This is a genomic window from Streptomyces sp. DSM 40750, from assembly GCF_024612035.1.
Lineage (GTDB): Bacteria > Actinomycetota > Actinomycetes > Streptomycetales > Streptomycetaceae > Streptomyces.
Genome location: NZ_CP102513.1, coordinates 1380474 through 1406425, shown reverse-complemented (window position 1 = coordinate 1406425; position 25952 = coordinate 1380474). Strand labels below are relative to the sequence as shown.

At 73.8% G+C, this 25952-nt stretch carries 15 protein-coding genes; 10 read left to right on the top strand and 5 right to left on the bottom strand.

The genetic code is table 11. From position 1 onward, the window contains the following. Positions 1-166: 166 nt before the first annotated feature. The 5 genes from JIX55_RS06450 to JIX55_RS06430 all read right to left on the bottom strand — a co-directional run bounded on the left by JIX55_RS06450 (position 167) and on the right by JIX55_RS06430 (position 13075). Positions 167-2143 (bottom strand): SWIM zinc finger family protein, encoded by a 1977-nt coding sequence (locus JIX55_RS06450; protein ID WP_257562272.1) that lies wholly within the window; start codon positions 2141-2143, stop codon positions 167-169. Further along, positions 2140-6051 (bottom strand): vWA domain-containing protein, encoded by a 3912-nt coding sequence (locus JIX55_RS06445; RefSeq protein ID WP_257562271.1) that lies wholly within the window; start codon positions 6049-6051, stop codon positions 2140-2142. The genes JIX55_RS06450 and JIX55_RS06445 overlap by 4 nt, the downstream gene beginning before the upstream one ends. After that, positions 6048-7208 carry an ATP-binding protein gene (locus JIX55_RS06440; protein WP_257562270.1) on the bottom strand — a complete coding sequence of 387 codons (1161 nt, stop codon included), beginning with the start codon at positions 7206-7208 and terminating at the stop codon, positions 6048-6050. The genes JIX55_RS06445 and JIX55_RS06440 overlap by 4 nt, the downstream gene beginning before the upstream one ends. A gap of 90 nt (positions 7209-7298) precedes the next feature. Continuing rightward, positions 7299-12212, bottom strand: a complete 4914-nt coding sequence (locus tag JIX55_RS06435; protein ID WP_257562269.1) for a DNA-binding protein — start codon at positions 12210-12212, stop codon at positions 7299-7301. Then, the gene (locus JIX55_RS06430; RefSeq protein ID WP_257562268.1) at positions 12209-13075 is read right to left on the bottom strand and encodes a DUF4132 domain-containing protein; all 867 of its coding nucleotides are present in this window, start codon (positions 13073-13075) and stop codon (positions 12209-12211) included. Before JIX55_RS06430 ends, JIX55_RS06435 begins: the two co-directional genes overlap by 4 nt. A gap of 580 nt (positions 13076-13655) precedes the next feature. On the opposite strand from JIX55_RS06430, the gene JIX55_RS06425 reads away from it, so the two are divergent. The 10 genes from JIX55_RS06425 to JIX55_RS06380 all read left to right on the top strand — a co-directional run bounded on the left by JIX55_RS06425 (position 13656) and on the right by JIX55_RS06380 (position 25779). Next, the gene (locus JIX55_RS06425) at positions 13656-14846 is read left to right on the top strand and encodes a Cmx/CmrA family chloramphenicol efflux MFS transporter (RefSeq protein WP_257562267.1); all 1191 of its coding nucleotides are present in this window, start codon (positions 13656-13658) and stop codon (positions 14844-14846) included. Positions 14847-15280: 434 nt separating this feature from the next. Beyond that, positions 15281-15808 (top strand): hypothetical protein, encoded by a 528-nt coding sequence (locus JIX55_RS06420; RefSeq protein ID WP_257562266.1) that lies wholly within the window; start codon positions 15281-15283, stop codon positions 15806-15808. A 409-nt stretch (positions 15809-16217) separates the two neighbouring features. Then, complete coding sequence (locus JIX55_RS06415) at positions 16218-18347, top strand: hypothetical protein (RefSeq protein WP_257562265.1); 2130 nt, start codon at positions 16218-16220, stop codon at positions 18345-18347. A gap of 169 nt (positions 18348-18516) precedes the next feature. After that, the gene (pelF, locus tag JIX55_RS06410) at positions 18517-20025 is read left to right on the top strand and encodes a GT4 family glycosyltransferase PelF (RefSeq protein ID WP_257562263.1); all 1509 of its coding nucleotides are present in this window, start codon (positions 18517-18519) and stop codon (positions 20023-20025) included. Continuing rightward, the gene (locus tag JIX55_RS06405) at positions 20022-21440 is read left to right on the top strand and encodes a hypothetical protein (RefSeq protein WP_257562262.1); all 1419 of its coding nucleotides are present in this window, start codon (positions 20022-20024) and stop codon (positions 21438-21440) included. Before pelF ends, JIX55_RS06405 begins: the two co-directional genes overlap by 4 nt. Positions 21441-21505: 65 nt before the next feature. Next, on the top strand, positions 21506-22507 hold the full coding sequence (locus tag JIX55_RS06400) for a GDP-mannose 4,6-dehydratase (RefSeq protein WP_257562261.1): 1002 nt from the start codon (positions 21506-21508) through the stop codon (positions 22505-22507). Positions 22508-22552: 45 nt separating this feature from the next. Then, the gene (locus JIX55_RS06395) at positions 22553-23266 is read left to right on the top strand and encodes a nucleotidyltransferase family protein (RefSeq protein ID WP_257562260.1); all 714 of its coding nucleotides are present in this window, start codon (positions 22553-22555) and stop codon (positions 23264-23266) included. A gap of 7 nt (positions 23267-23273) precedes the next feature. Beyond that, the gene (locus JIX55_RS06390; RefSeq protein WP_257562259.1) at positions 23274-24329 is read left to right on the top strand and encodes an NAD-dependent epimerase/dehydratase family protein; all 1056 of its coding nucleotides are present in this window, start codon (positions 23274-23276) and stop codon (positions 24327-24329) included. Then, positions 24326-24988 (top strand): spherulation-specific family 4 protein, encoded by a 663-nt coding sequence (locus JIX55_RS06385; RefSeq protein WP_257562258.1) that lies wholly within the window; start codon positions 24326-24328, stop codon positions 24986-24988. Before JIX55_RS06390 ends, JIX55_RS06385 begins: the two co-directional genes overlap by 4 nt. Next, positions 24985-25779, top strand: coding sequence for an endo alpha-1,4 polygalactosaminidase (locus tag JIX55_RS06380; RefSeq protein WP_257562257.1), 795 nt, complete (start codon positions 24985-24987; stop codon positions 25777-25779). The genes JIX55_RS06385 and JIX55_RS06380 overlap by 4 nt, the downstream gene beginning before the upstream one ends. Positions 25780-25952: the final 173 nt, after the last annotated feature.

The following is a 25952-nucleotide window of genomic DNA, read 5'->3' as shown; positions in this document are numbered from 1 at the left end:
CGTCAACTGCTCCCTGCTCGTCGGTGCGCGCTGCTTCCGTACGTCGGTGTCGGCGTAGTCATCAGCTCCCTCGACGAACTCGCATCGAGCCTCCTCCACGGGCCTGTGCGGCGGCCCCGTGGAGGCGACGGACCGTCCTGCCACGGGGAGCGGTGTGATTCGGTGGTCAGGAAGGGGGAGTCGGTGGCTGCCACGTCGCCTGTACCAGGGCGCGTTCGGTGCCGGCCAGATAGACGGCGGTGGCGAGCCAGGCTCGGGCGTAGCGGTCCGGGTCGGGGTCGGTGACGCGGCCGAAGACGTCGCGGGAGCGGCGGTCGGCTTCCGCGGTGAGGGTGGTCGCCAGGTCGGCGGCCGTGCGGAATCCGGTGCGGCGCAGGGCCGCGCCGCCTCCGTTCCGGTCGCCGTCGCGGGCGGGTTCGGCGACCGCGCGGCGGCCTCCGGAGACGGCGACCTCGACCAGTCGGCGCAGCCGCCACAGCGGGGCCTCGGCGAGGGGGTCGGTCGGGATACCGGCGAGGCCGTCCGTGCTGGGCAGGGCGGACGGTGGCGGGAAGTGCGCGCCCTGGAGGCGGTCGTAGCCCAGGTCGGCGTGGCCCTGCCAGTCGGTGGGCAGCCGCAGGGTCGCGTCGGTGTCCGGGACCGGGCCGATCGCGAGGGGGCGGAGCGTGGCGGCGCGGTCGGGGTCGAGACGCCCGATCACGCGCAGCCGCAGCCCGGACCGGGAGGCGAGCTGACGGAAGTTGGCGGTGTGGGCGAGGTCGGGGTGGCCGTTGGCGGGGGTGAGCCGGACGAGGAGGTCGCTCGCGGCGGGCTGCCCGGAGGGGGACAACTCGCGAGCGAGCAGGTGGTCGCCTGCCGCGCCGACGAGGACCAGGTCGCAGCCGATCAGTTGGCGTGCTGCCTGCTCGGCCTGTTCGGGATCGGTTCCGGGGATACCCGTGAGCCGTTCGGCGACTGCCTCGGCCAAAGGGCGGGTGAACAGGGCGGCGAGCGGACCCGACGTCCAGGAGAGACCGGCGAGTGGAGTGGCTCGTACGCCCTTTCCGGAACCGAGGCGGCCGTCCGGGGAGAGCGTGGCGCCGGAGATCAGCAGCCCGCCACGGGCGAGTTGGGCGTGGTCGAGGGTGCCGGAGCCGAGCGCGACGGTGGCCGTGGCGGCGCCCCGGGCGCGGGCCGGGCCGCCGGGCTTGACGTCGGCCACGGAGAACCAGCGCCCGTCGTCGGAGACGAGATGGGTGACGACACCGCCGTAGCCGGTGGCCGCGATCACCGGCTCCCGGCAGACGCCGTGGACCCGCAGGCTGCCGCCCGGCCGGTAGGCACGGCGGGCCGTGCCGACCAGGGCCGGATCCGGGTTCGCCGCCGACAACAGGCGGGTGGTGAGCAGCAGTTCGCGCACGTTGGCGACCAGATCGGCCAGCCGGTGGCCGTCGTGCCGGGCTCGGGCACCGCGCAGCCCGCGGACGACCCGCAGGGCGGCCGCCTCGGCGCGGTGCAGCCCGGCGAGCCGGGCCGTGTGCGCGGCCCGCAGCAACTCCGCCTGCGGTACCGCGCCGGCAGCGGGGACTCCGGCGGCGAGTACGGCCGCGGTGGCCGCCCAGAGGCCGGTGGCCGCGGCGACTTGGGCGGGCGTGGGGCTGGTGGGTTCGGTGGTGTCGGGGGTGCCCGGCGTGCTTCTGGTGCCGGTCGGCGAGGGGGCTTCAGCCCGACCCACGTCTGTCGCGGGCGTGGCGGCTGCCGGTGCGGCGGTCGGGCCTGCGGATCGCGGCGCTCGGACTGATGGAACGTCATCTGCCGCTGTGGGAGCGCTCGTTGTCGTGCCGGACGGCTCAGGCGCCGTCTCCGCGTCGGCGTCGGCTACAGGACAGGCGCTCAGGACGGCGGCGCGATGCAGGCACCGGGGGGCGAGCAGGCAACTGCACACCGCGTGCTCTGCGTCCGTGACCGCGCCGGAGGGGCTGGGCGTGAGTGTGACCTCGGCGTCCTCACCACACCGGATGCGCAGGACACCGTCGTCGACGGTGACGGGCAGTTCCGCGTACGTCTCGATCGCGGCGTCCAGTTTCTTGCGCAGCCGCGAGGTCAGGCTCTCGACGGCGGCGGCGACCACGTCGGGTGCCGCCGGGGGCAGTTCGGGGTTCATCGGGACTCTCCGCGGAGGCGGTCGCCCACCCAGCGGGCGAGGGCGAGGGGACTGAGGGCGGCGACGGGCATGCCGGCCGCGACGAGCTGTTGCGCGACGGGCACCGAGTAGCGCGGGGTGCCGGTGTCGTCCAGGGCGGCGCAGCCCATCAGATGCACCCCGGAACTCGCGAGGGCCCGTACCTCGCCGAGGAGTCCGCCCAGCGGGTAACCCTCCTCGAAGTCGCTCACCACCACCACGAGGGTCCGGCTCGGCACGGTCACCAGGGAACGGGCGTGCGCGAGCCCCGCCGCGATGTGGGTGCCGCCGCCGACCCGTACCTCCAGAAGCAGGGACAGCGGATCGTCCACCTGATCCGTCAGGTCGATCACCTCGGTCGAGAACGCCAGGAAGTGTGTGGACAGGGTGGGCACCCCGCCTAGGACCGCCGCGGTCAGCGCCGACCAGATGACGGACGCCTCCATCGACCCGGACACGTCGACGACGAGGATCAGCCGCCAGTCCGCCTCCTTGCGGGACCGGGTGCTGAACACCGGCCGCTCCGGTACGACCACGGTCCGGCCGTCGGCTGTCCGGCGTGTGTGGGCCAGGTTGGCCCGCAGGGTGCGTGGCAGGTCGAGCCGGCCGCCGGGGCGACGGGTCGGGCGCGGGGTGGCCAGACCGGTGAGCGCGGGGCGCATACGGGTGGCGAGTTCCTTGGACAGTTCGTCGACCAGGCGGCGTACCAGCGGGCGCAACTTCGCCAGTTGCTGCTCGGGCATCCCTCCGGCGAGGGACAGGACGGAGGTCAGCAGGTCGACCGAGGGGCGGACCGCCTTGGGGTCCAGCTCGGCCAGTACATCCGTACGGCCCTGGTCGGCGGCCCGTGCCAGCACCTCCTCGCGGACCTCCGCGCCGAACAGGGCGTCCAACTCCTCAGCCCACTCCCGGGCCGTGGGGAACGACGCGTCGCGGCCGCCGCCCTGGCCCTGGCTGCCGCCCCGGCCGAGATCCGAGGAGCCCTCGCCCCGGCCGGTGCCGTACAGCTCGTCCAGCGCGTGCGCGTAACGACGGGCACCCTGCGGCAACTTCTCGCTCTCCCGGCCGAGGAGGAGCCGCCAGCGGTCGGTGGGGGAGAGGCGGAGGGGGGAGGGGGCAGACCTGGCGGGAGCCTGCGCGTGAGGAGGGACGGCGGTTGCGTGCACCGGTACGTCACTTCCGGGTGCTTCGGGTGCCCCGGGGGTGCCCTGCGGGTGGGGGCTCTCGGGCCCCGGCCCGGCCGGCAGGGCCCCGTCCGTGCCCTCCGTATCGACCAGTAGGCGCAGGGCGTTGAGCGCTGCCAGGCCCGCCGTGTCCGCCGCCGTCCACAGTGCGAGGAGCTCCGGCGAGGCACTCAGCGACAGGTCGAGGCGATCGCCCAGGCGCTCGGTGACGGTGTCGAGCAGGCGGTCGCGGCCGGCCGGGGTGAGTGTGTCGAAGCCGCCGCGCAGCGCGGGCAGCCGGTCCAGGAACCCCTGGTCGGTGAGCGTGTCGATCCGGTCGAGCAACGGGTCCAGAGCCGTGGGCGCCGACTGGAGCAAGGGAGCCGCGCCGCTGAGCAGCCCGGTGAGGCGGCGGGCCAGCCCGAGGCGGCCGTCGGGGCCGGTCGCCGTGTCGATCCAGCCGGCCGCACGTGCGCCGAGGGCATCGGCGTCGTCCAGGTCGAGCATGACCCGGGCGGCCAGGGCCGCACCCTGGACGAGCGGGGAGCCGGTGCGGGCGAGGGCGCCCAACGCGTCGTCCATCCGCAGGCCGAGACGGTGTTCACCGGCCCGCGAGGCGAGCGCGATGAGTGCGGCCGCGTCCTCCGGCTGGTCGCTGCCCGCCAGGCCGGGAAGGGCACGGACCGCCGCCTCCAGCAGGTCGGTGGCGAGTTCGGTGGCCTCCTGCCTGCCTTCGGGTGTGGTGCCCGCCAGGTGCCCCCTGCGCAGCGCCTCCAACAGGTCCAGCGCTTCGAGGAGTTCGGGGAGCGTGGCGGCGGCGGGGAGCACCTCGGCGGCGTCGGCCAGGCGGTCGGCGACCAGCGCGGGCAGGTCGCAGCGGGCGGCCGCCCGGAGTCCTGCCAGGACGAGGGCACAGGTGGGCCCGCCGTCCGCCGACTCCCGGCGGAAGGTCTCCCGCAGGGTGCCCTCGGCGGCCAGGGCCGCAGTCACGCCCCGTATCCCGGCCAGGTCGAGCCGTACGGGAACGGCAGGAGTCCACGACAGCCGCCACCGCGTGGTGAGCGCCGTACCGTCGCCCGTACCGGCCACCTCCACGGCCTCGCCGTAGCCCGCCCCGCACACCGCGAGGCGCTGGAGCAGGATCTCTCGGCGGCCGTCGAGGGCGGAGCGGAGCGGGTCGAGCCGGAGCTCGCGCGAGGCGGGGTCGTCCGGGCCGGGCAGCCGCAGCGCGGCCAACTCCGCCTCCACGGACGGGCCCAGCCCGGAACGGGGTGTGCCGGGTGCGATCCGGCCGCGCTCGGTGCCGACCAGGACCACTTCGAGCGCCCGCGCGAGGGCCCGGCCACGGCCGAGGGGTTCGCCCTGGCCCATCACGGCTGTCAGCGCCTCCAGCACCTCGCCCCGGCCGGGGGCCGCGAGCCCCCGGAGACTGGCCAGGTCGCATGCCATCCGCAGGGTCTCGGTGGCCTCGCCCGTCCCCGCCGTGTGCCCGGCCGCGCGCAGCTCCCGGCACACATCGGTGATCGCCCGGGCGGCGGCGTCGTGCAGCAGTTCCGGATCGCCTCCGGCCGTGAACACCGCCTGCTGCCAGCGCGGGTCCCGGATGCCCGCCGGGTACCCCGAACGGGAGTCCAGCAGGTCGAAGGCGTACGGGACGAGTGAGGTGACGACAGGCGGGTGCTCCCCGACGAGGCCCGCTCCCCGGGCCCCGGACGCCGTGTCGGCCGCGCGCGGGGACGGCACCGAGCCGCCCCCGCCGGCCACCTCTGTGTCGACGGTGTCGGCGCCCGCGTTTGCGACGTCCGTGAGCGCCGGCGCGTGGAACGCGCCGATGACGGCCGCGACCCTGCGCCCGCCCGCCGCCGCACGGGCGATCGTGTCGCGCATATGGGCCTCGCGGGCCAGGTCCACCGGCGGTACGCCGCCCGCCGACTCGGCGTCGCTGCGCAGCGCCCACCCCACGCCGAGGGCGGCACGCCGGATCGCCTCGGGAGCGCAGCCGGGAGCGAGCACCTCCACGCAGCGGTCCCACAGGTCGTCCCCGTCGCGACCGGTCCCGGCGACGGCGAGCGCGTGCGCGAAGGCGGTGGGCGTGACGACGGGAGCGGCTTCGGCGAGCGCACTCCGAGTCACCCCGGCCGGGGCGGGGCCGTCCGCGCCGGACTCCGCCTGGTCTGTGCCGGTCCCCGGACGGTGTCGGTTCGGCCCCGGTCGGTCCGAGCCCGACTCGGGGTCGTCTGCGCCTGCCCCCGGATGGTCTTCGTTCGCCTCCGGTCGGTCCGCGCCGGACTCCGGGTCTGTGCCGGTCCCCGGACGGCCTTCGTTCGGCCCCGGTCGGTCCGCGCCCACCCCCGCAAGGCTCATGCTCCACCCCGGATGCGACATCGGCAGGTCGCAGCACACGACCTCCGCCCCCCGGTCCCGTGCCCAGCGGACCGCGGCGAGTTCGGGGGAGAAGTCGGCGAAGGGGTAGAAGCCGAGTCGGCCGCCCTCGCTCGCCCCGGCCAGCGCGACCGGTGCGAGGGTGCCCGGGGCGGCGAGGTGGGTGAGCCAGGGCTGGAAGTCGGCGGGGAGTTCCACGCAGACGACCTCGGCGCCGGAGGCGTCCAGCAGGGCGGGTACGGCCGCGGCGAGGGCCGGGCTGTGGTGCCGTACGCCCAGCAGGTACGGCACCGCGGAGTCGGCTAGGGCCGTGACGGCCGTCCGCGGGTCCTGAGAGAGCGTCACCGAAGGTTCCCCCGCAGGTCCCAGAGACGGCGCCACATCGCCGAGCCGTCCTCGGCGCGGCGGCGCACCGGACCGTCCCAGTAGCCGAGCAGCCGGGCGTGGTCGGCCGGGTCGTCCTTGCGGACCACGCCCAGCAGGTGTCCGGGCACGAGGTCGAGGGCGTCCCCGCCGGGCAGGTAGGCGGCGGCCACCCCGAGGGAGGCGGCGACCTGCACGGCCTCGGCGGTGGACATCACCGTGCCGGGCCGTTCCACGTCCCAGCCCTCGGCGGACCGCCCTTCGCGCAGGTCCCGGAAGACGGTGACCAGCACGTCGAGCACCGCGTCGTCCACGCCGAAGGCCGCGCCCGCCCGCTGGACGGCCGCCTCGGCCTGCCGCCGGACCAGAGCCGTCTCGGCGTCGACGTCCGCGATCGGGTGCACCGTCTCGAAGTTGAAGCGGCGCTTGAGCGCGGCGGACATCTCCGAGACACCGCGGTCGCGCAGGTTGGCCGTGGCGACGACGGTGAACCCGGGGGCGGCCGAGACCTGCGCCTCGTCCGTGCCGGACAGCTCGGGCACGCTGACCCGCCGGTCGGACAGGATCGACACCAGGGCGTCCTGCACCTCGGGCAGACAGCGGGTGATCTCCTCGACCCGCGCCACCCGGCCGGAGCGCATCGCGCCGAGCACCGGCGAGTCGACGAGCGCCTGCGGGGTCGGGCCCTGGGCGAGCAGCAGCGCGTAGTTCCAGCCGTAGCGGAAGGCGTCCTCGGTGGTGCCCGCGGTGCCCTGCACGGTGAGCGCGCTGGTGCCGCACACGGCGGCCGACAGCAGTTCGGAGAGCATCGACTTGGCCGTGCCGGGCTCGCCGACGAGCAGCAGGCCACGCTCCCCTGCGAGGGTGACCACGCACCGCTCCACCAGGGCGCGTTCGCCGACGAACTTGGGGGCGATCACCAGCTTGTCGGGCAGCGTCTCGTGCGGCTTGGGCAGTTTCAGGGTCGCGCCGCCGCTGCCGCAGACGAAGGTGACCACGGAACGTGGGGTCAGGCGCCAGCCGGGCGGGCGGGGGCCCTCGTCGTGGGCGGCGAGGAAGGCGAGTTCGGTGGCGTGGCGTTCCTCGGCGGGCAGGGTCTGCCGGGCCGGAAGGGCCGTGGCCGTGTCGGTCGGAGTCATGGATGTCCTTGCTCGGTGGGTCGGTGGGTCTGGCTGTCGTCTCGGGAGTGGGGGGGGCCGGGGGCGTCCGTGGCCGGGCGCCCCCGTCACTCAGCGGCGGCGGCCCCGCCGTACCTTCAGCTCCGCGAACCGGGGCGCGTCGCCGTCCCGGACCCGCTGCCAGGCCCTGCGGTACAGCTCGGCCACCGGTTCGGTCGGCACGATCACGCCGAACGTGGGGTGCTCGTCGTTCATCAGGCCGCTGAACAGCGGCAGCTTCCACTGCTCCAGCGGAAGGCGCGGAGCCTTCGGGTCGACCCAGCCGCCGGGCAGGAAGAGCGAACGCCCGGCCCTGGTCCGGCTCGCCTCGACGACCAGGTCTCCGGCGGCCAGTTCGGCACGGGCCGCCTTGAGCCGGGCCGGCTTCCACCCCGTCCAGCGGGCCGTCATACGGTCGGTCGGGTCGGGCATGGCGAGCAGCATCAGATAGAGCGTGGCGGCGTCGTCGCCGATGCCGTACTCCTTCGCCGCCTCGGTCACCAGCTCGGGCACGGAACGGCTGGGGTCCTGCGGCCACCAGGTGCCGTCCTTGCCGCGCTCGCCGGCGAGGGGGTCGCCCGGGTCGGCGAGCAGGGCCGCGTACCGGGTGTCGCGGACCATGCGCAGCGCCACCTCGGCCGCGAAGGGCTGCTGGTCCTCGACGCGCAGCGCGGGCAGGTACGGGTCCTGGCCGGCCTCGTCGAGCAGCGCGACCTTCAGGCCCGGCGCGGGCTGGTCGTCGTGCGTGGCCAGGATGACGGCGCCGTACCGCTCGAAGCCCTGGCCGACCTCGGTCGGGGCGCCCGCGGTCTTCCGGAACTTGGTGAGGCCGATGTACCGCCCGAGATCCAGGACCAGCCCGGGATGGGCCAGCCGCTCCCGCACGGCGGTGAGTGCGGCGGGCAGCGCGGCCCGGAAGGGGTCGCCGGCGGGCAGGCGGTGGGCGAGCCAGGCGGCGAGGCCGACCGAACCGACCAGCGTGTCCGCGGTGAACCCGACCGCCTTGTCGTCGACGGGCCGGACCCGGTCGCCCTTGACCGCCCATTCCAGGTCCTGGGTGAGCCGGGGTTCACCGGCCGGGTGCAGCAGCGCGGGCAGTGCGTCCCGCACGCCCCACTGGCCGTGCTTGATCGCGCGGAGCGCGTCGCCGATCAGTTCCTCGGGGACGGCCGTCCGCTTGCCCACCTCGCTGTTCCAGACCTCGGCCGCGGCGGCCACGTCCGGTCCCGCGGTCCACAGGAGGGCGGGCTCGGTGGGCAGCAGCGCGGCGACCACCGCGGCGCGGATGGTCCCGTCGACGCCGCGCAGTTCGCCCTTGGCGACGGCCGCGGGGGCGGACTTCACGCCGATGGCGTCGCGCTCCTCCTTCGTCAGGAACGTGCGCTCGTAGACGTCGACCCGTGGCAGACCGGCCACGATCAGTCGGGCCATCGTCTCGGTGACCCCGGTGCGGCGGGCGAACTCCTCGGCGGCCTCCGGGAACCAGGGCGCCGGTCCGCGCGCGGCCAGCTCCGCGAGGAACACGCCGAGCCGGGCCGCCGTGCCCGCTCCGCCCAGCGGGGACGACTCACGGAGCGTGTAGGGCTCCGGTGTCTCGAAGCGCCCCGCCGGGTCGTGGAAGAAGCCGGTGAAGACACAGCCGTCGTTGTCCAGGGAGTGGTGCCCCGTGATCGCCACGAAGGCGCCGCCGCCCAGCGGCAGCAGCCCGTTCCACTGGCCCTCGCGCCACTCGCCCAACGGGGTGCGGAGCGGGCCGGCCTCCAGGCGCAGGGACACCTTGCGCCACCGCTCGGACGAGGTGGCGGCGCCCAGCCCCAGCGCGTCGAACCGTTCGAGCAGCGCGCGCAGCGCTTCCCGGTGCTCCTCCGTGGTGGTGCCGGCCGCCGCCCGGAACGCCAGGGCGGTCGCGCGGTCGATCAGTGTCCTCAGTTCCGGGGTTCCGGTCGGCAGCTCGGGCCCGTCGAGGTGGAGGCGCACGGCCGGCTCCGCCGGCACGGGGGCACCGGACAGCCCGGCGGCCCTGCTCATCACGCGCAGGGCGCGGAACGCGGTGTCGGCCTGCTCGTCGCGGTTCCACCAGTGGCCGCCGGTTCCGCCGAGGCCGCTCATCGCGTCCTGGAGCACGGTGTCCGCCGGCCCGGCGGGGCCCTCGGTCTCCTCCGGGCCGCCGTCGAGCGCGCGGGTGAGCCTGGCGGCCACCGCGTCGAGGACGGCCTGCTGGCCGGCGGCGTGGCGTACGACTCCGGCGATGCCCGCGACGAGCGCCTCATGGGTGACCGGCAGAAGCGCACGGACCGCGTCGGACAGGGCGTCCTTGTCGTCCTGGCCGGCGGCCGCCAGCAGGGCCGCCGACGTGTCCCCGTCGATGCGCCGCAGCGCGGCGGAGCCCTCGGGATCGCGGGGCGTCATGCACTCCCAGAACTGCACCGGCGGCAGCAGCAGCGTGCCCTCGCCGAAGACGCCCGGGGTGCGGTCCGTCTTGGCCACGGAGGTCACGACGCCGTCCGCGTCGACGACTTGGAGCTGCCAGCCGCTACGGACGACGGCACGGGCCCGGTCGTCGCCCGGGAACACGACGAGCACATCCGCCCTGCCGATGTCCGCGGGCAGGGTGACGGTGTGCCCGGCGAGGTCCTGGCTGCGCCAGGAGCCGTCGGGCAGCCTGACCGTGCGCAGGCCGACCACTCCGTCCACGGGCGCGCAGGCCGGCGCGTGACCGACGGTCGGCGAGGGGCCGAGCCGGCCGCTGTCGTAGGTACTGCCCTCGGGGGCGTCGCGCAGCGCGTCGGCCAGGAAGGCGGGCTTGCTCATGCGCCCGCGCTTGTTCGTCGCCGGGTCGTACTCGTACAGGCCGCGCGCGTCGGCGTCCTCGCCCTCCGCGTGCCACACCCAGTACGAGGCGCCGTCGAAGACCAGCCGCCGCTCCTCGGGGATCGTGGTGTCCCCGGCGTGCACGACACCGGCACCGGTGGTCCGGCCTCCGCCCGGCACCGGCAGGGTGAGGGGGAAGTTCGCCTTGTACCAGTCCATCTCCGTGCCCCGGGTGTGGTTGGGGCCCTCCAGGGTCTGGGGGCGGTCGGCGCGGGTGTGCCAGTAGCCGCGCAGGCCGTCGTTGCGGGACCGCCAGTAGACGAGCAGCTCGCCGTCCACGTGGTGGAAGCCCGGGTCGCCCCAGCGGTCGTCCGCCGGGATGCGCAGGTCGTGCGTGAGGAGGGTGCCCTCGGCGCCGATCACGCGGGCCTGGGCGGCGCCCGCCACGATGAGGTGCGGCCAGGCGTCGGCGACGATCAGGTCCTCGACGTCGTCCTTCGGGACGAGGGCGGCGGCCGCCTCCTCCCAGGCGGGCCAGCCCAGTTCGTCGAAGAGCCCGGCCCGCAGCGTGCGCGACAGCACCGGGGCGAGGTCGGTGGCGACGGCCGCGCGCACCTCGTCCTCCGCCAGCGCCAGCGCCTCGGCGGGCAGCCACTTCAGCCGGGACAGCGCGTCGGGCAGCTGGGGCAGACCGACGGCGGCGAACCGCCGGACGACCCCGCGCACCCACTCCGCCAGCAGCGGGCGCCCGCCCGGCGACGCCGCCAGCACACGGATCGCCCGTCGACCGGAGTCGTCGTCGCTGAACCGGTCCGCGCCCTCCAGGAAGGCCGGGTGGAAACGGGAGTCGGCGGCCAGCGACAGCAACTCGCGCTGCCCTTCGCCCGGGGCCCACTGCTCCAGCGGCAGCCCCCCGCCCTTCGCCGGGGCGGCCACGGGCACGTCCAGGGACAGCAGCAGGTCCATCAGGTCGATGTCGTGGGTGATCCGCAACTCGCGGCCGGACGCCGTGAGTTCACCCCGCAGCTGGTCCACCGCCCGCATCACCAGCGGGTACAGCTCCGGCATCCGGGTGGAGCCGCGCCACGAACGCAGACGCTCCCGGAACGTCAGGAACCGCTCCAGCCAGCCCGCCGTACCGTCGTGCGGCCGCTGCTCCCCGGGCAGGGAGCCGTCCCACAGCCCCGCCGTGGCACCGGACGCCTCCAGCATCTCCAGCCACATCGCGGGCATCTCGTCGTCGTGGCACGAGGGGATCGTGTCCAGCAGGATGCCCCGCACCTTCGGCTCGCGCGCGGCCAGCGCCACCAGCGCCGTACGGTGGCCCTTCCACCAGCCCGCCGCCGCGCGCAGCGTGGACGGCAGCTCCAGCAGCTCGGCCAGATACTCCTGCTCGGTCAGGTCCGCGTCCCGGCCGGCGGCGCGGGCCAGCCTGCGCAGGTCGTTGGCCATCTGTGCCGACGGCGGCAGACCGCCCGCCGTGCGGCGCAGGCACAGCTTGGTGAAGCGCCGCAGCGCCTCCTCGGCCGGCAGCCGCGCGGCCAGCTCCCTCGCGTACGCCGACAGCACCTTCACCGGGAGCGCGCCGGCCAGCGCGAACTCGAGGAACACGGCGTCGAGCCGCTCCTCCTCGACCGTCAGCCCGTGCTCCGCCTCGGCCTTGCGGGCGCGGGTGAACAACTGGGCCGCGTACGTGGCGTTCTCCTCGGTGAGGAACACGCGCCCGGCCTGCTCGTAGAAGGTCGGCAGGAAGTGCGGCACCGAGGCGGCCAGCCGCCCGCCGAGCTCCAGATAGGCGTCCATGGCCACCTTCGGCTTGGTCTTCGCCTGCCGGGCCGCCCGCTCCAGGTCCGGCACGATGCCCAGCGCGTGGTGCCCGTCCGCCGGATGATGCACCAGCACCCACTCGGGAAAGCCCAGCGACTGGCGCAGCCCGAGGCCCACCACGGCCGGCTCCGCGTCCTGCTCCAGGCCGAGGAACCCGGCGGCCAGGTCCTCCGCCGCGCCCAGCTCCCCGGCGACCAGCCGTACCACCACCCGGTCGTCCAGGGCTGGATGACGGTACGTCCGCGCTGTCAGCGGCACCGCCCGCTCCCCGGCCCCCTCGGTGTCCGTCGGCAGCACCCCGCCCGCCGCCAGCAGCTCCTCGTACGACACCCGCGTTCCCCCGCTCATGCGTCCTTGCCCTCCTTGATCTCGCGCCCGGCGTACAGCGCCGCGGCCATCCTCATGCCCTCCGACCAGGCCACCGGGCCCACCTCGCGCAGCGGCAGGGCGCGGCCGTCCTGGCCCTGCCAGGTGAGGCTGCCGGTCTCTACCTCGTCGTCCCAGTACGGCTCCCCGATCCACACCGACGCCTCGACGGCGCGCTCGCCGTCCCGCACCCGGGCGGTGGCGTACCCGCCGGAGACGCGGTAGCCGAGCGAAGTGGCGCGCGCGGCGAGGGCGAAGCGGGAGCGGAACGAGCCCCCGGTGAAGTCCCGCACCTGGGTGGCCTTGCCGTCGAGGTCGTCGGGCCGCCGCCAGGTCGCCCGGTGTATCTGCTCGACGCGCTGGACGATGCCCAGTTCGGCGGCGAACTCCCGGATGTCGTCGAGGTCCGGCAGCAGCACCGGGTGCGGCAGCGTCACCGTGCGCGGGGAGAGGCGGACCGTCTCACCGTCCAGGTTCACGACGCGCAGCTCGCCGCCCTCGGTGGCGCCCCGCAGGAAGCCCACCTCGTCCGGGTCGTCGCCGACCACCGCGAGGTCGCGCAGCGCGGCCTGCCACGCCTCGTCGGGCCACACCCGGGCCAGCAGACCGGTGGGCACGGGCAGTGACGACACCATCCAGGCGTCCACCTGCGCGACGCACCCCGCCGCGTGCCGATCCAGCCACTCGGCGAACCGCCGCAGCCGGTCCACCTCCGGGTGTTCCTTCAGCGCGCGCGGCAGCGACTTCAACTGCCGTCCCGCCGCCCGGCCCGAGGTGGCTCGCGCCGCCACCCGTCCCTCCACAAGGGCGACTTCATACCCGTCCCCCGCCGACAGCCAACCCACGAGACCCCAGCCCTCCGCGTCAGTTCCACAAGAAGAAAGCACAGTTCAGCCGGGAAATCCCGGCCCAAGTGCGACCATGTGCGGAACGCTAGCGGCAGCCACTGACAATCTGTCCGGGGCCCCCCGACAAGGCCTCTCCGCCCGTGCGGGGGAACCCCCGACGACGAACAGGCACGCGAGAGGATCCCCCCGGCGTCGGGCAAGCCAATCGAAGCGAGAGCGCCGACGCATCCGTAGGCCTACGTAACCGGAGTACGTATTACCGGCCAGTCACCGATCCCGGTGCGGCGTGGCCGGCGTGGTCACCCTCCGCAGCGGCGCGCGGCGCCGTTGTCGCGGGCGCGGTAATCCGGTTGAGGGCCGCCGCGGCCATGAGTACGGTGCCTCGGGTGATGAGCCCCGAGTCGGACAGAGCGGAGCCGCCGGTCGTTCGGCGGCGGATCGTCCCTTGATCGACGGAACCGATCCCGGTTCCTCGGTCGGACTCGTCGTGGGCGGCCGGACACGTGCTCCGTGTGTCCGGTCCGGTTTCGGCTCACTTCCTCACGGCAGGTGACTCGGTTCGGCGGCAGGCGCGCGGATGTTCATACCCGCACCCGTCCACGCTGGAGTCGACTTCGTGCCCGTCTTCGTCTACGTCCTCGGCCTTGCCGTCTTCGCGCAAGGCACCTCCGAGTTCATGCTGTCCGGTCTCGTACCGGGTATCGCCCGTGAGCTGTCCGTGCCGGTGGCAGCCGCCGCGAGCCTGACGTCCGCCTATGCCGTCGGGATGATCGCCGGTGCGCCGGTGATGGCCGCCTTGAGCGCGCGGTGGCCCCGCCGTCGCGCACTCGCCGGGTTCCTGACCGCGTTCGTCGTCGTGCACGTCGTCGGTGCGGTGACCACGGACTTCGCGGTGCTGTTCGGCACCCGGATCGTCGCCGCGATCGTCAACGCCGGGTTCCTGGCGGTCGCGATGAGTGTGGCGACCGCACTCGTGGCACCGGCGCAGCGGGGCCGGGCCACCGCCGTCCTGCTGTCGGGGGTCACGCTGTCGTGTGCCGCCGGTGTGCCGGCGGGCGCTCTGCTCGGTGAGTGGTCCGGCTGGCGCTCGGCCTTCTGGGCGGTCGCCGTCCTGTGCCTGCCCGCGCTGGCGTCGGTGTTCCGGTCGGCGCCCGCCGACGCGGCCCGTCGGCACGACGTCTCGGTCCGCCGGGAAGCGCGCACACTGAAGTCCCGTTCTGTGCGGTCGGCGTTGGTGCTCGCGGCGGTGGTCAACGGGGCGACTTTCGCGACCTTCGCCTACTTGGCCGTCATCGCCACGGAGGTCACTCGCCTGCCCGCGGCCGCCGTCCCCGGGCTGCTCGCCGCGTTCGGCGTCGGCGCCTTCACCGGCGTGAACATCGCCGGACGTACGGCCGCGGGTCACTTCCGCCGAGGCATGGTCCTCGCCCTGTGGGCGCTGCCCGTCGGGTGGGCACTCCTGGCCATGACCAGCACTCAGGCGGCGCCGTTCTTCGCGGTGACGGTCCTTCAGGGCGGGCTGTCGTTCGGCATCGGATCGACGCTCGTCGGCCGAGTCATGCAGGTCGCGTCCGACGCCCCCGCCATGAGCGGGTCGTTCGCCACGGCCGCGCTGAACGCCGGCGCGTTTCTGGGCCCCCTGCTCGCCGGCGCCGTGACGGAGGCAACCGGTGACCACCGAGACGCCGTATGGGTCAGCACCGCCCTCGCGGCCACCGCGGTGGCGGTCGTCAGCGGTCTGCCCAGCACTCGCCCGGCAGACCGCTGACCCCCTCCCGGGGCAGGGAACAGGCGATGCGCCGGCTCATCAACGGGGCGAGGGTTTCCACGGATGATGACGTCCGGCGCCATGGCGGCAGAGGAAGACGTGGGGCCGTGCGCCCTGAAAGGCACACGGGCGGGCGGGGCCGGAAATCGGCGGATGGCCGAGAACCTTCACACCGCGCAGCGGCGGGGGAGGGGTCCGCCGGATGCGATACGCGCCAATGGCGTCCCGCTCGCCTCAGGGGGCGGCCGGGCATCACCGGCCCCCTTCGCACCCCCCGTCACACCCCTCTTACCGTGCGCCAACACGAGTCTCCCGAGGGGCGCCACGGATTCACCACGCCACCTTCACGCGGCGCACACTTCCGGCCGGGTGGCGTCCGGTGGGTGCCCGGCGGGGCAGACGGTGCCCTTGCCGGATGCCTAGCCTCCCGGCCCATGCGATCACCACTGATGAGACGCTTCGGCCTCGGTGCCGTACTGGCCCTCGCCCTCGCCGTGTTCGGCACGGCCCCCAGTGCGAGTGCGGTCGACGCGGCACCGGCCGAGCTGACGTTCGTCACCGACAGTGCCACCACCACGCCCGGCGGCACGGTGAACCTGTCGATGACGGTCACGAACCACCACACCTACGACATCTGGTTCATGTACCAGACGATCGAGCCGACCTGGCTGACCAACCAGCGCCCCGACCTGAAGTACGGCTTCACGGGCTGCAGCCTCGCCACGGCGGCCGGCGCCACCCCCTGTTCCGGGACCGGCCCCGCCGACCTCGGCGCCAACTACGGAGCCACCATCCCGCCCGGCCAGAGCCGTACCGTCACGCTGACGCTCCAGGTCGCCGCCGACTCCGGCTGCAACGGCAACATCGGCTTCTACTCGTACTTCTATGCCGAGTTCAGCGACAGCACCAACATCAGCGGTGGCCCGGTGTACACACCCGAGACCCGGGTGCTCTGCGCCTGACGGATCGCCGAGGACATGGGCGGCCGTGACGGGAGTGACCTGAAATGATCTGCGATCAGGCATCCGTCATGGTCTGGACCACTGGCGATCGATCCCGCGGACCCCGACGGTCCGCCGATGCGCCCCGCAGGGCCCGGACCAGCGCGCCGGGCCCTCATGGTCGTCGCGCGCCATGTTCCGACCTTGATGTAAAAAGGTCCAATTCGGTTCCAGAAGTGCCCAGTTGGACACCTGCGCTTTTCCGTCATGTTTCGCAGCATGACCACGAAAGCCACACACAGACACCACTATGTGACGCGACGGATGCGTCGACGACTGGGTTCTGAGGGGGACGCCGGCGTCACGCAAGGGGGTGCGTCCGCTCCAGGAGAGGCGTGCTCACCCCTGCCCGGGGAGGGGACTTCACCGCATGAAGCGGACTTTACGCACCACCGTACTCACGGTGGGCGCGCTCGTCGCCGCGCTCGGTCTGCCGACCGGCCCGGCCCACGCCGACGACACCACGCCCCGTGTCGACCTGCGGGTCCTGGTGGTGAGCGACGGTGGCCCGTCCACCGACGCGATCGCCGCCGAACTGACCACGGCCGGCACGCCGTACACCGAGATCGACCTCACGCGGTCCGACCGGCCCGTGATCGACGCCGGCTTCCTCGCGGACACCGTCGACGGCCGGCCGCGCGCCAGGTTCCAGGCCGTCGTGCTGCCCAACGACAACCCGTTCCCGGCCGGCTCCACCGAGATGGCGGCGCTCGCGGCATACGAGCAGACGTACGCGATACCCCAGGTCGACGCCTACACCTACGCGCGTCCAGAAGCCGGTTTGCAGTACCCGGTCCACGGCGGCTATTCCGGCAGCATCGACGGCGCGGAGGCCGAGGTGACCGACGCCGGGAAGGCGGGCCCCTTCGGCTACCTCGACGGCGCGGTGCCCTTCGAGGACAACGACCCCGCCATCGGCGAGAGTTATGCCTACCTGTCGAAGCCCGTGACAGGAGCCGACTTCATCCCCTACGTCGAGGCGGCGATCCCCGGGCAGTCCACGCGCGGCACGCTGGTCGGCGAGTACCGGCACGACGGGCGGCGCGAGCTCGTCGTCACCTTCGTCTACAACCGGTACCAGCAGCAGTTCCGGCTGCTGGCCCGCGGCATCGTGGAATGGATGACCGGCGGGGTGCACCTGGGTGCCTCACGGAACTACTTTGCCGTGCACGTGGACGACGTGTTCGCCGCCGACGACCGCTGGGACACCGCACTCAACTGCACACCCGGCGACGTCGACTGCACCGACCCCAACGTGGAGCCCGACCCCATCCGCATGACGCCCGACGACGTCGACCACGCCACCGCCTGGCAGGCCGACAAGGGCTTCACCCTCGACCTCGCGTACAACGGCGCCGGCAGTGTCGACCACCGCGAGGAGAACAACGGCGACGACGCGCTCACCGACCGGCTGATCGCGGACCGGAACCAGTTCCGCTGGATCAACCACACCTACTCGCACCCCTTCCTCGGCTGTGTCCAGGACACCAGCGTGGTGCCCTGGAGATGCGCGACCAACGCCGACGGCTCCACCCAGTGGGTGAGCCGGAACGAGATCTCCGACGAGATCGCCACCAACCGGGTCTGGGGCGAGACGGCCGGACTCCCGCTGGAGAACGGAGAGTTGGTCACCGGTGAGCACTCCGGTATGAAGGTGCTGCCGCAGCAGCCCGAGGACAACCCCGACCTGGCGCTCGCCCTCGACGACAACGACATCGCCTGGCTCGGCTCCGACAACTCCCGCGAGCCCGCCCAGCGGCAGGTCGGCCCGGCCACGACCGTCCCCCGCTACCCGATGAACGTCTTCTACAACGCGGGCAAGGCCGCCGAGCAGGTCGACGAGTACAACTGGATCTACACCAGCCGCGCCCAGGGCGGCAGCGGCATCTGCGAGGACAACCCGGCCACCACCACCTGCCTGTCGGCACCGCTGGACACGGCCACGGGATACGAAGAGGTCATCGTGCCGCTGGAGAAGCGGATCGCCCTCGGACACGTCCTCGCAAACGACCCGAAGCCGCACTTCATCCACCAGTCGAACCTGGCCGAGGACCGCATCGCCTACCCGGTGCTCAGCGGCGTCCTCGACGGCTACGCGGCACTGTTCGCCGAGAACACCCCCGTGGTCAACCTGAGGATGAAGGACATCGGCGCCGAACTGCGGCGCAGAGCCACCTGGCAGGCCGCCCTCCAGGCCGGCGAGGTCACCGCCTACCGCATCGGCGACACCGTGACCGTCGAGGCCCCCGACGAACTGGCGGTCACCGCGACCCTGCCCACCGGCACCACACTGGCCGGCGCGGCCTTCGGCGAGGCCTACGCCGGCGCCGTCTCCGGCTGGACCCCCGCCACGGGCGAACCCCTCGACCTCGCCCTGCCGACGACCGCCGTGACCTCGCCCGCCACCTCCACCGAGTCCGCCGAGGTCACGTATCCCGCGCCGGACACCCGCGTCCCAGCGGGCGTCAGCGAGAGAGTGCCGTACACCGCGGACAGCTGACGGCGCACTCATGCGACGACGGATCCCAGGCCCACCGCAGGACGGATCCCCGGGCGGACCGCAGGACCGCCCGGGGGACGGGCCCATGGACCGACCCGACCTCCCGGCCGCCCACCGGCGGCCGGGACCGGCAGGGAACCACCCCACACCACGGCCGTGGAGCACACCGATGCCCGATCCTCACGACGCGCGCGGACTCGGCGCGGCGCGCGTCACCCTCCTCACCGAAGGCACCTATCCCCACAGTCACGGCGGCGTGAGCGTCTGGTGCGACCAGCTCGTCCAGGGCATGCCCGACCTCGACTTCGACGTCATCGCCGTCACCGGCACCGGACGCGAACCCGTCGTCTGGGACCTGCCCGCACACGTCTCCCGCGTACTGTCCGTCCCCATGTGGGGCGACCCGCCGGAGGGCCGCCCGCCCCGGGGCCGCGCCCGCCATCGACTCACCATCGCCTACGAGCAGTTCCTGAGCGCGCTGCTCGATCCGGGCGCCGAGAACGGGTTCGCGCCCGCCCTCTACGCCATGGCACGGGCCGCGGCGGACGGAACGCTGAGCCCCTTTCTGCGCTCGGACCGGGCGATCGCCCTCCTGGCCGCGGTCTGGAACCGCCCGGGCCTGGCCGTACGCGAGTCCCGGCCCACCCTGCACGACGCGCTCACCGCGACCTCCCTGCTCGAACACGCCCTGCGCCCCCTGGCGGCACCCCCGCCCGAGACCGGGGTCGCGCACGCGGTCAGCGGAGGCGTCGCCGTCCTGCCCGGCCTCGCCGCCCTCGAACGGCACGGCGTCCCCCTGCTGTTGACCGAACACGGCGTCTACCTGCGCGAGCGCTACCTCGGCTACCGCACCGCCCCCTACCGCTGGCCCGTCAAGGCCGTCGTCCTGGGCTTCTTCCGCCTCCTCGCGGAGGAGACCTACCGCCGTGCCGCCCTGATCACCCCGGGCAACCGCTACAACCGGCTCTGGGAGGAACAGGGCGGCGCCGACCCCGAGTCCATCCGTACGGTCTACAACGGCGTGGACCCCGCCGCGTTCCCGCCCGCCGGACCGGAACCGGAGACGCTCACCCTGAGCTGGGCGGGCCGCGTCGACCCCATCAAGGATCTGGAAACCCTCATTCGGGCCTTCGCCCTGGTCAGAGCACGACTCCCGGACGTGCGGCTGCGGTTGTTCGGCGGCACACCGCGAGGTGGGGAGGCCTACCGGGAGCGGTGCGAGGCACTGGCCGCCGAACTCGGGCACGGGGACGCCGTCACCTTCGAGGGGCGCGTCGACGACATCAAGGACGCCTACGCGGCCGGCAACGTCGTGATGCTCTCCAGCATCAGCGAGGGCTTCCCCTTCACCTTGATCGAGGCCATGTCGTGCGGCCGGGCCACCGTCTCCACCGACGTGGGCGGCGTACGGGAGGCCGTCGGCGACACCGGGCTCGTGGTGCCGCCCCGAGACCCGGAGGCGATGGCCAGGGCGGCGCTGGAACTGCTGGGCGACCCGGCGCGCCGCCGGACGATGGGAGAAGCGGCACGGCTGCGGGTGATCGAGCAGTTCACCCTCCGCCAGACCATCGACACCTTCCGGTCCATCTACCTCGAACTGCCCGCACTGGACCGGCAGTCGAAGATCGTGGCGGCCCCGGCTCAGGCGCTGTTCCCGATCAGCACGGTGGCCGGATGAGCGGGCCGATGTCACTCGAACCCGGCGGTGTCGAACACGACACCCTCGCCATCCGGCTGGCCGACCGGCGCCGCCCGCGCCGCCGCCCCAGCTGGGCCCTCGGCGACGACACCACCCTCACCATCCGCCTGCCGGAACAGGGCCCGGACGAGGAGGCCGTCAGCGAACTCGCGGCCGAACTCGCCGACCGCGTCGGCCCGGCCGTCCACCCGTACGAGGTGGCCGCCCTGCTGGAGGCGGAGGGCCTGTCCGCCTCCCTCATCAAGGAACGGTACGGCCACCCGAATCTGTTCTCGCTCGCCTCGGCCCTGTACGAACGGGTGCCCCGGACCTTTCCCGACCCCGCGCCGACGGCCGACCCCTGGCGCCCCGACACCGTGCGCTGCCTCCTGCGGGGCGTGCTGTTCGCCCTGCCGGGACTCGCCTATCTGCTGACCGCACCGCTGTGGAACCCCGGCAGGTACGCCCCGGCCCTGATCGTGGCGGGGCTCGTCTCCTGGGCCTGGGGGCAGGCCCTCGGCCACCGCGCCCACCTGCGGATGGCGACCGGACGGCGCGAGGCGGGCCGTACGCTCCTGACCGGTGCGCCCGTGGGAGCGGTGCTGGCCACGGCGGTCGCGGCGCTGCCCGCCGAGGGCGGCCCGGTGACCCTGGTGGCGGCCGCGCAGTCCGCGTACCTCGCCGCGGCGGGCGTCCTTCTGGTCCTGGGCCGGGAACGCCGACTGCTCGCCGCGCTCAGCCCGTTGATCGCGGGCACCGCCGTCCTGCCCTGGTGGGAACCGGGCCCTCTGCTGCGCGCCGGGCTGCCGCTGCTCGCGCTGCTCGCCACGCTCGCCGTCACCGGCCGGGCGCTGCGGACCGCCCTCGCCACGGAGGCCGTCCCCGGCGCCACCCGGCCACGCGTGCTGTGGTCGCTGCCGTACGGCCTGTTCGGCCTGGCCGCCGGAGTGCTGGTGCTGCTGGAGGGGCGGGAGGAGCCGTACGCCGTGATCGTGCTGACGGTGAGCATGGGCCCGGCGGAATGGCTGCTCTACCACTACCGCGGGCTGTCCGTCGCCGCGCTGCGCGCCGTCGCGACACCCGCGGGGTTCCTACTGCGCTCGGCCGGGATCCTCGGCCTCTGTCTGTCCGCCTACCTGCTGCCGCTGCTGCCCGCGGCGCTGCTCACCGACGCCGACCCGGCCCCCCTGCTTCTGCTCGCGGCCGTCCTGTGGACCGCACTGCTGCTCCAGGCGTTCGGGGCGGCCTGGCCGTCCGCCGCGATCTGCCTCGCCGCCGCGAGCGGCGCCGGAGCGGTCACCCTGCTGCGCCTGCCACCCGGCGACCTGGCGCTGCCACTGTGCTGCGCCGCCGCGGCGCTGTGTCTGTCGGCGTGCGCGCTGCGGCTGCTCGGCCGGCCCGCGCCGCACGCCTGAGCCCCGCGCCCGCCCACGACCACCAGCCACCTCTCCCCATCCGACCGACCGGAAGGACACACCAGTTGACCTCCGCACCGCTCGCCGCCGTCACCGGAGCCGAGGGCTTCATCGGCTCCCACCTCACCGAGGCGCTCGTCGCCTCCGGACACCGGGTCCGGGCCATGGCCCAGTACAACTCCTTCTCCTCCTACGGCTGGCTGGAGACCCTGCACCCGGACGTCCTGGACCAGGTGGAGATCGTCCTCGGCGACGTCCGTGACCCCGGCTCGGTCCGCGCACTCCTCGACGGCGCCGACACCGCCTACCACCTGGCCGCCCTCATCGCGATCCCGTACTCCTACCAGGCACCGCACAGCTACGTGGACACCAACGTCACCGGCACCCTCAACGTCCTGGAGGCGGTCCGTGCCCTCGGCACGCCCCGGCTCGTCCACACCTCCACCAGCGAGACGTACGGCACCGCCCGGACCGTGCCGATCACCGAGGACCACCCCATCAACACGCAGTCCCCGTACGCCGCTTCGAAGGCCGGCGGGGACCGGCTCGCCGACAGCTACCACGCGAGCTTCGAGACCCCGGTCGTGACCCTGCGGCCGTTCAACACCTTCGGGCCACGCCAGTCGATGCGCGCGGTGATCCCCACGGTCATCGGCCAGGTCGCGGCGGGGGAGCGGACCATCACCCTCGGCGACCTGCGTCCCACCCGGGATTTCACCTTCGTCAAGGACACCGCGCTGGCCTTCCTGACCGTCGGCACCGCGCCCGCCGAGCAGGTCGTGGGCCGCACCTTCAACGCCGGCACCGGCGGCGAGATCTCCATCGGCGACCTCGTCGCGCTGATCGGCAAGGTCATGGACAGCGAACTCGACGTACGCGAGGACGAGGCACGCATCCGGCCCGCGGGCTCCGAGGTGATGCGGCTCGTCGCGGACGCGAGCCGGCTCGCCGCCGCCACCGGCTGGCAGCCCGCCCACACCCTGGAGGAAGGCCTCGCGCACACCGTGGAGTTCTTCCGCGACCCCGCCAACCTCGCCCGCTACAAGACCGGCATCTACAACATCTGACTCCCGTCCGGCACGTCCGAAGCAGATCCATGAAGGAGGAGCACCATGCACGCAGTGATCCTGGCGGGAGGCAAGGGCGTCCGGCTGCGGCCCTACACGACCGCGCTGCCGAAGCCGCTCGTCCCCATCGGAGACCAGCACGCCATCCTGGAGATCGTGCTGCGCCAGCTCTCCACGGCCGGTTTCACCCACTGCACCCTCGCCATCGGCCACCTGGGCGAGATCATCCGCGCCTATGTCGGCGACGGCTCGCAGTGGGGCCTGACCGTCGACTACGCCACCGAGGAGAGCCCCCTCGGCACCATGGGCCCGCTGCTCACCCTGCGCGAGCGCCTGCCCGAGACGTTCCTCGTCATGAACGGCGACGTCCTCACCGACCTCGACTACGCCGACGTCCTGCACCACCACCGCGAGTCCGGCGCACCGCTCACCATCGCCACCTACGCCCGCAAGGTCCACATCGACTTCGGCGTACTGACCACCGACGACGGCAAGGTCGTCGCGTTCACCGAGAAGCCGAGCATGGACTACCGCGTCTCCATGGGCGTCTACGGGGTGTCCCGCTCGACGCTGGACGGCTACACCCCCGGACTGCCGCTGGGCTTCGACGAGTTGGTCCTGGACCTGATAAGGGCTCAGAACCAGCCGCACGCCTATGACTTCGACGGGTACTGGCTGGACATCGGGCGCCCGGACGACTACGACCGGGCCAACGCCGAGTTCACCACCCGCAAGTCGCTTCTGCTCAAGGGAGCCTGAGCACCACATGCGCATTCTCGTCCTGGGGTTCACCGGATATCTGGGCACCCACGTCGTCGAGGGAGTGCGTGCCCTGCCGGGCGCGCTGGTCCTCGGCGGCGGCCGCTCGCCCGCCGCCGAGTACGCCATCGACCTGGCCACTGTCCGCCGTGAGGAACTGGCGAAGACCCTGGCGTCGGCCGCGCCCGACACCGTGATCAACTGCGCGGGCGCGACCGGCGGCGATCCCGTCACCCTCGCCGAGGTCAACGCCCGCGGCCCCGCGGTGCTGTGCGCCGCCCTGCGCGAGGCGGCCCCGGGCGCACGGCTGGTGCACCTGGGCTCGGCCGCCGAGTACGGCCCCGGCGTCCCGGACGTCCGGGTGACGGAGTCGGCGGCCACCCGCCCCCTCGCCCCGTACGGCGCGACCAAGCTTGCGGGCACGGTCGCCGTCACCACCGCCGGCCTGGACGCCGTCGTCCTGCGGGTGGGCAATCCGGTGGGCCCCGGGGCACCGTCCACCGGCCTGCCCGGCCGCATCGCGGGACTGCTGCGCGCGGCCGGCCCCGACCCGGACGCCGTACTGCCCCTCGGCGACCTCTCCGCGTACCGCGACTTCGTCGATGTACGCGACGTCGCCCGGGCGGCGGTCCTCGCGGCCACGGCTCCCGGCCCGCTGCCCTCCGTCCTCAACATCGGCGGGGGCCGGGCCGTACCGGTGCGCGAGGTGGTCCGAGGGCTGGCCGCCAAGGCGGGGTTCCGGGGACGGATCGCGGAGAACGCGGCGGGAGCGGGGGGTGGGGCGGGGGCGGCCGGTTCCCCCGGTGCGGCCGGATCGGTCCGCTCGGCGGACGTGTCGTGGCAGTGCTCCGACATCACCGCCGCCGAGGTGCACCTGGGCTGGCACCCGACCCACACCCTCGACGACGCGCTCACGGCACTGTGGGAAGGCGGGGAACGCGGCGTCGGCGGGGAGGGCTGGGACGGCAGCGACCGCAGCGACCGCAGCGACGGCCGGGAACGCGGGGAACGCGGCGTAGGCCGACCCGGCGGGGGCGGCGGGAAAGGCGACGGTAGGCCGTGAGCCTGTTGATCCCGCTGTACGTCCACCCGGCCGAGGACCCGGGGGCCTGGCACCGGCTGATCAGGGCCGCCACCCGGACGTACGGCGTCGTGCTGAACCCAGCGAACGGACCGGGCGACGGCCCCGACCCCGCGTTCACCGCGGCGGCCGGTGCGCTGCGCGCGGCCGGGGCCCGGCTGCTCGGCTATGTCGACACCGACTACGGGATGCGCGACCGTGCCGAGATCGCCGACGACGTACGCCGTCACCAGGAGTGGTACGCGGCCGACGGCTGCTTCCTCGACCAGGTGACGGCCACGCCGGACGGCCTGCCCGCCTGCCGCCGACTCGTCCGGACCGTACGCCGGCTCGGCGCCGGGACCGTCGTCCTCAACCCCGGGGTCCACCCGGCCCCCGGGTACGCCCGCCTCGCCGACCTGACCGTCACCTTCGAGGGCCACTGGTCGACGTATGTGTCGGCGTTCAGCCGGCCCACCTGGGCCGCCCGGCATCCAGCCGAGCGGCTCTGCCACCTCGTCTACGGCGTCCCCGAGGCGCTCGTACCGCTCGCCGTCCGCACCGCACACGACCGGGGCGCCGCGGTCTGCGGTCCCGTGACGGGCGAACCACCCAACCCCTGGGCCCAATTGACCCCCGCACTCACCGGGACGGAACGATGAGGAGGACGACGCTCGCACACGTGGCCCTGCTGGCCGCGCTGGTGGCTGCGACGCTGACGGGCTGCACCGACGACGGCGACATGGACTCCGACACGCTCTGGAAACCCCGGCCCGGGCTCGCCTGGCAGTGGCAGTTGGACGGAAAGGCCGACCCCTCGGCCGATGTGCCGGTCTACGACATCGACGGCTTCGAGAACTCCACGGCGGACGTGGCCAGGCTGCACCGGGACGGCCGGAAGGTCATCTGCTACATCAACGTCGGCGCCTGGGAGGACTTCCGGCCCGACAAGGACGCCTTCCCGCGCTCGGTGCTCGGCGAACAGAACGGCTGGGCGGGCGAACGGTGGCTGGACATCCGGCAGCTCGACATCCTGCGGCCCCTCATGGAACGACGCTTCGACATGTGCCGCGACAAGGGCTTCGACGCGGTCGAGCCCGACCTCGTGGAGGGCTACGGCAACGAGACCGGCTTCCCGCTCACCGCACGCGACCAGCTCACCTACAACCGCATGATCGCGGACATCGCCCACGAGCGCGGCCTGTCGGTGGGCCTGAAGAACGACCTGCCCCAAATCCCCCAGCTCCTGACCGACTTCGACTTCGCGGTCAACGAGGAGTGCGCGCAGTACGACGAGTGCGCGCGACTCACGCCGTTCATCGAGGCCGGCAAGGCCGTGTTCCACGTGGAGTACACGGAACCCAGGAGCAGCTTCTGCGCCGAGTCCCGCCGACTGAAGCTGTCGTCCATGGTGAAGCGACTGGAACTCGGGGTGTGGCGGCAGCCCTGCTGAACGTCACGGTGTGTGACGCGCCGGCTCGGTTCGGTTCCTGCTGCGCACCGCCCAGTGACCGACGCGCGGCGCCCGGCGCACCCGCGACGCTCTGTCCGGTAGCGCATCACCGTGCGTGACCTGCCTGTCTTCCTGGAAGGGGATCGCGCCCCGGAGGCCTTCGACTCCTATGG

Excerpts from the sequence above, each read along its gene's own strand:
- JIX55_RS06450 (WP_257562272.1), bottom strand. The coding sequence starts at position 2,143 with ATGAACCCCGAACTGCCCCCGGCGGCACCCGACGTGGTCGCCGCCGCC.
- JIX55_RS06440 (WP_257562270.1), bottom strand. The coding sequence starts at position 7,208 with ATGACTCCGACCGACACGGCCACGGCCCTTCCGGCCCGGCAGACCCTG.
- JIX55_RS06435 (WP_257562269.1), bottom strand. The coding sequence starts at position 12,212 with ATGAGCGGGGGAACGCGGGTGTCGTACGAGGAGCTGCTGGCGGCGGGC.
- JIX55_RS06425 (WP_257562267.1), top strand. The coding sequence starts at position 13,656 with ATGTTCATACCCGCACCCGTCCACGCTGGAGTCGACTTCGTGCCCGTC.
- JIX55_RS06420 (WP_257562266.1), top strand. The coding sequence starts at position 15,281 with ATGCGATCACCACTGATGAGACGCTTCGGCCTCGGTGCCGTACTGGCC.
- JIX55_RS06415 (WP_257562265.1), top strand. The coding sequence starts at position 16,218 with ATGAAGCGGACTTTACGCACCACCGTACTCACGGTGGGCGCGCTCGTC.
- pelF (WP_257562263.1), top strand. The coding sequence starts at position 18,517 with ATGCCCGATCCTCACGACGCGCGCGGACTCGGCGCGGCGCGCGTCACC.
- JIX55_RS06405 (WP_257562262.1), top strand. The coding sequence starts at position 20,022 with ATGAGCGGGCCGATGTCACTCGAACCCGGCGGTGTCGAACACGACACC.
- JIX55_RS06395 (WP_257562260.1), top strand. The coding sequence starts at position 22,553 with ATGCACGCAGTGATCCTGGCGGGAGGCAAGGGCGTCCGGCTGCGGCCC.
- JIX55_RS06390 (WP_257562259.1), top strand. The coding sequence starts at position 23,274 with ATGCGCATTCTCGTCCTGGGGTTCACCGGATATCTGGGCACCCACGTC.
- JIX55_RS06380 (WP_257562257.1), top strand. The coding sequence starts at position 24,985 with ATGAGGAGGACGACGCTCGCACACGTGGCCCTGCTGGCCGCGCTGGTG.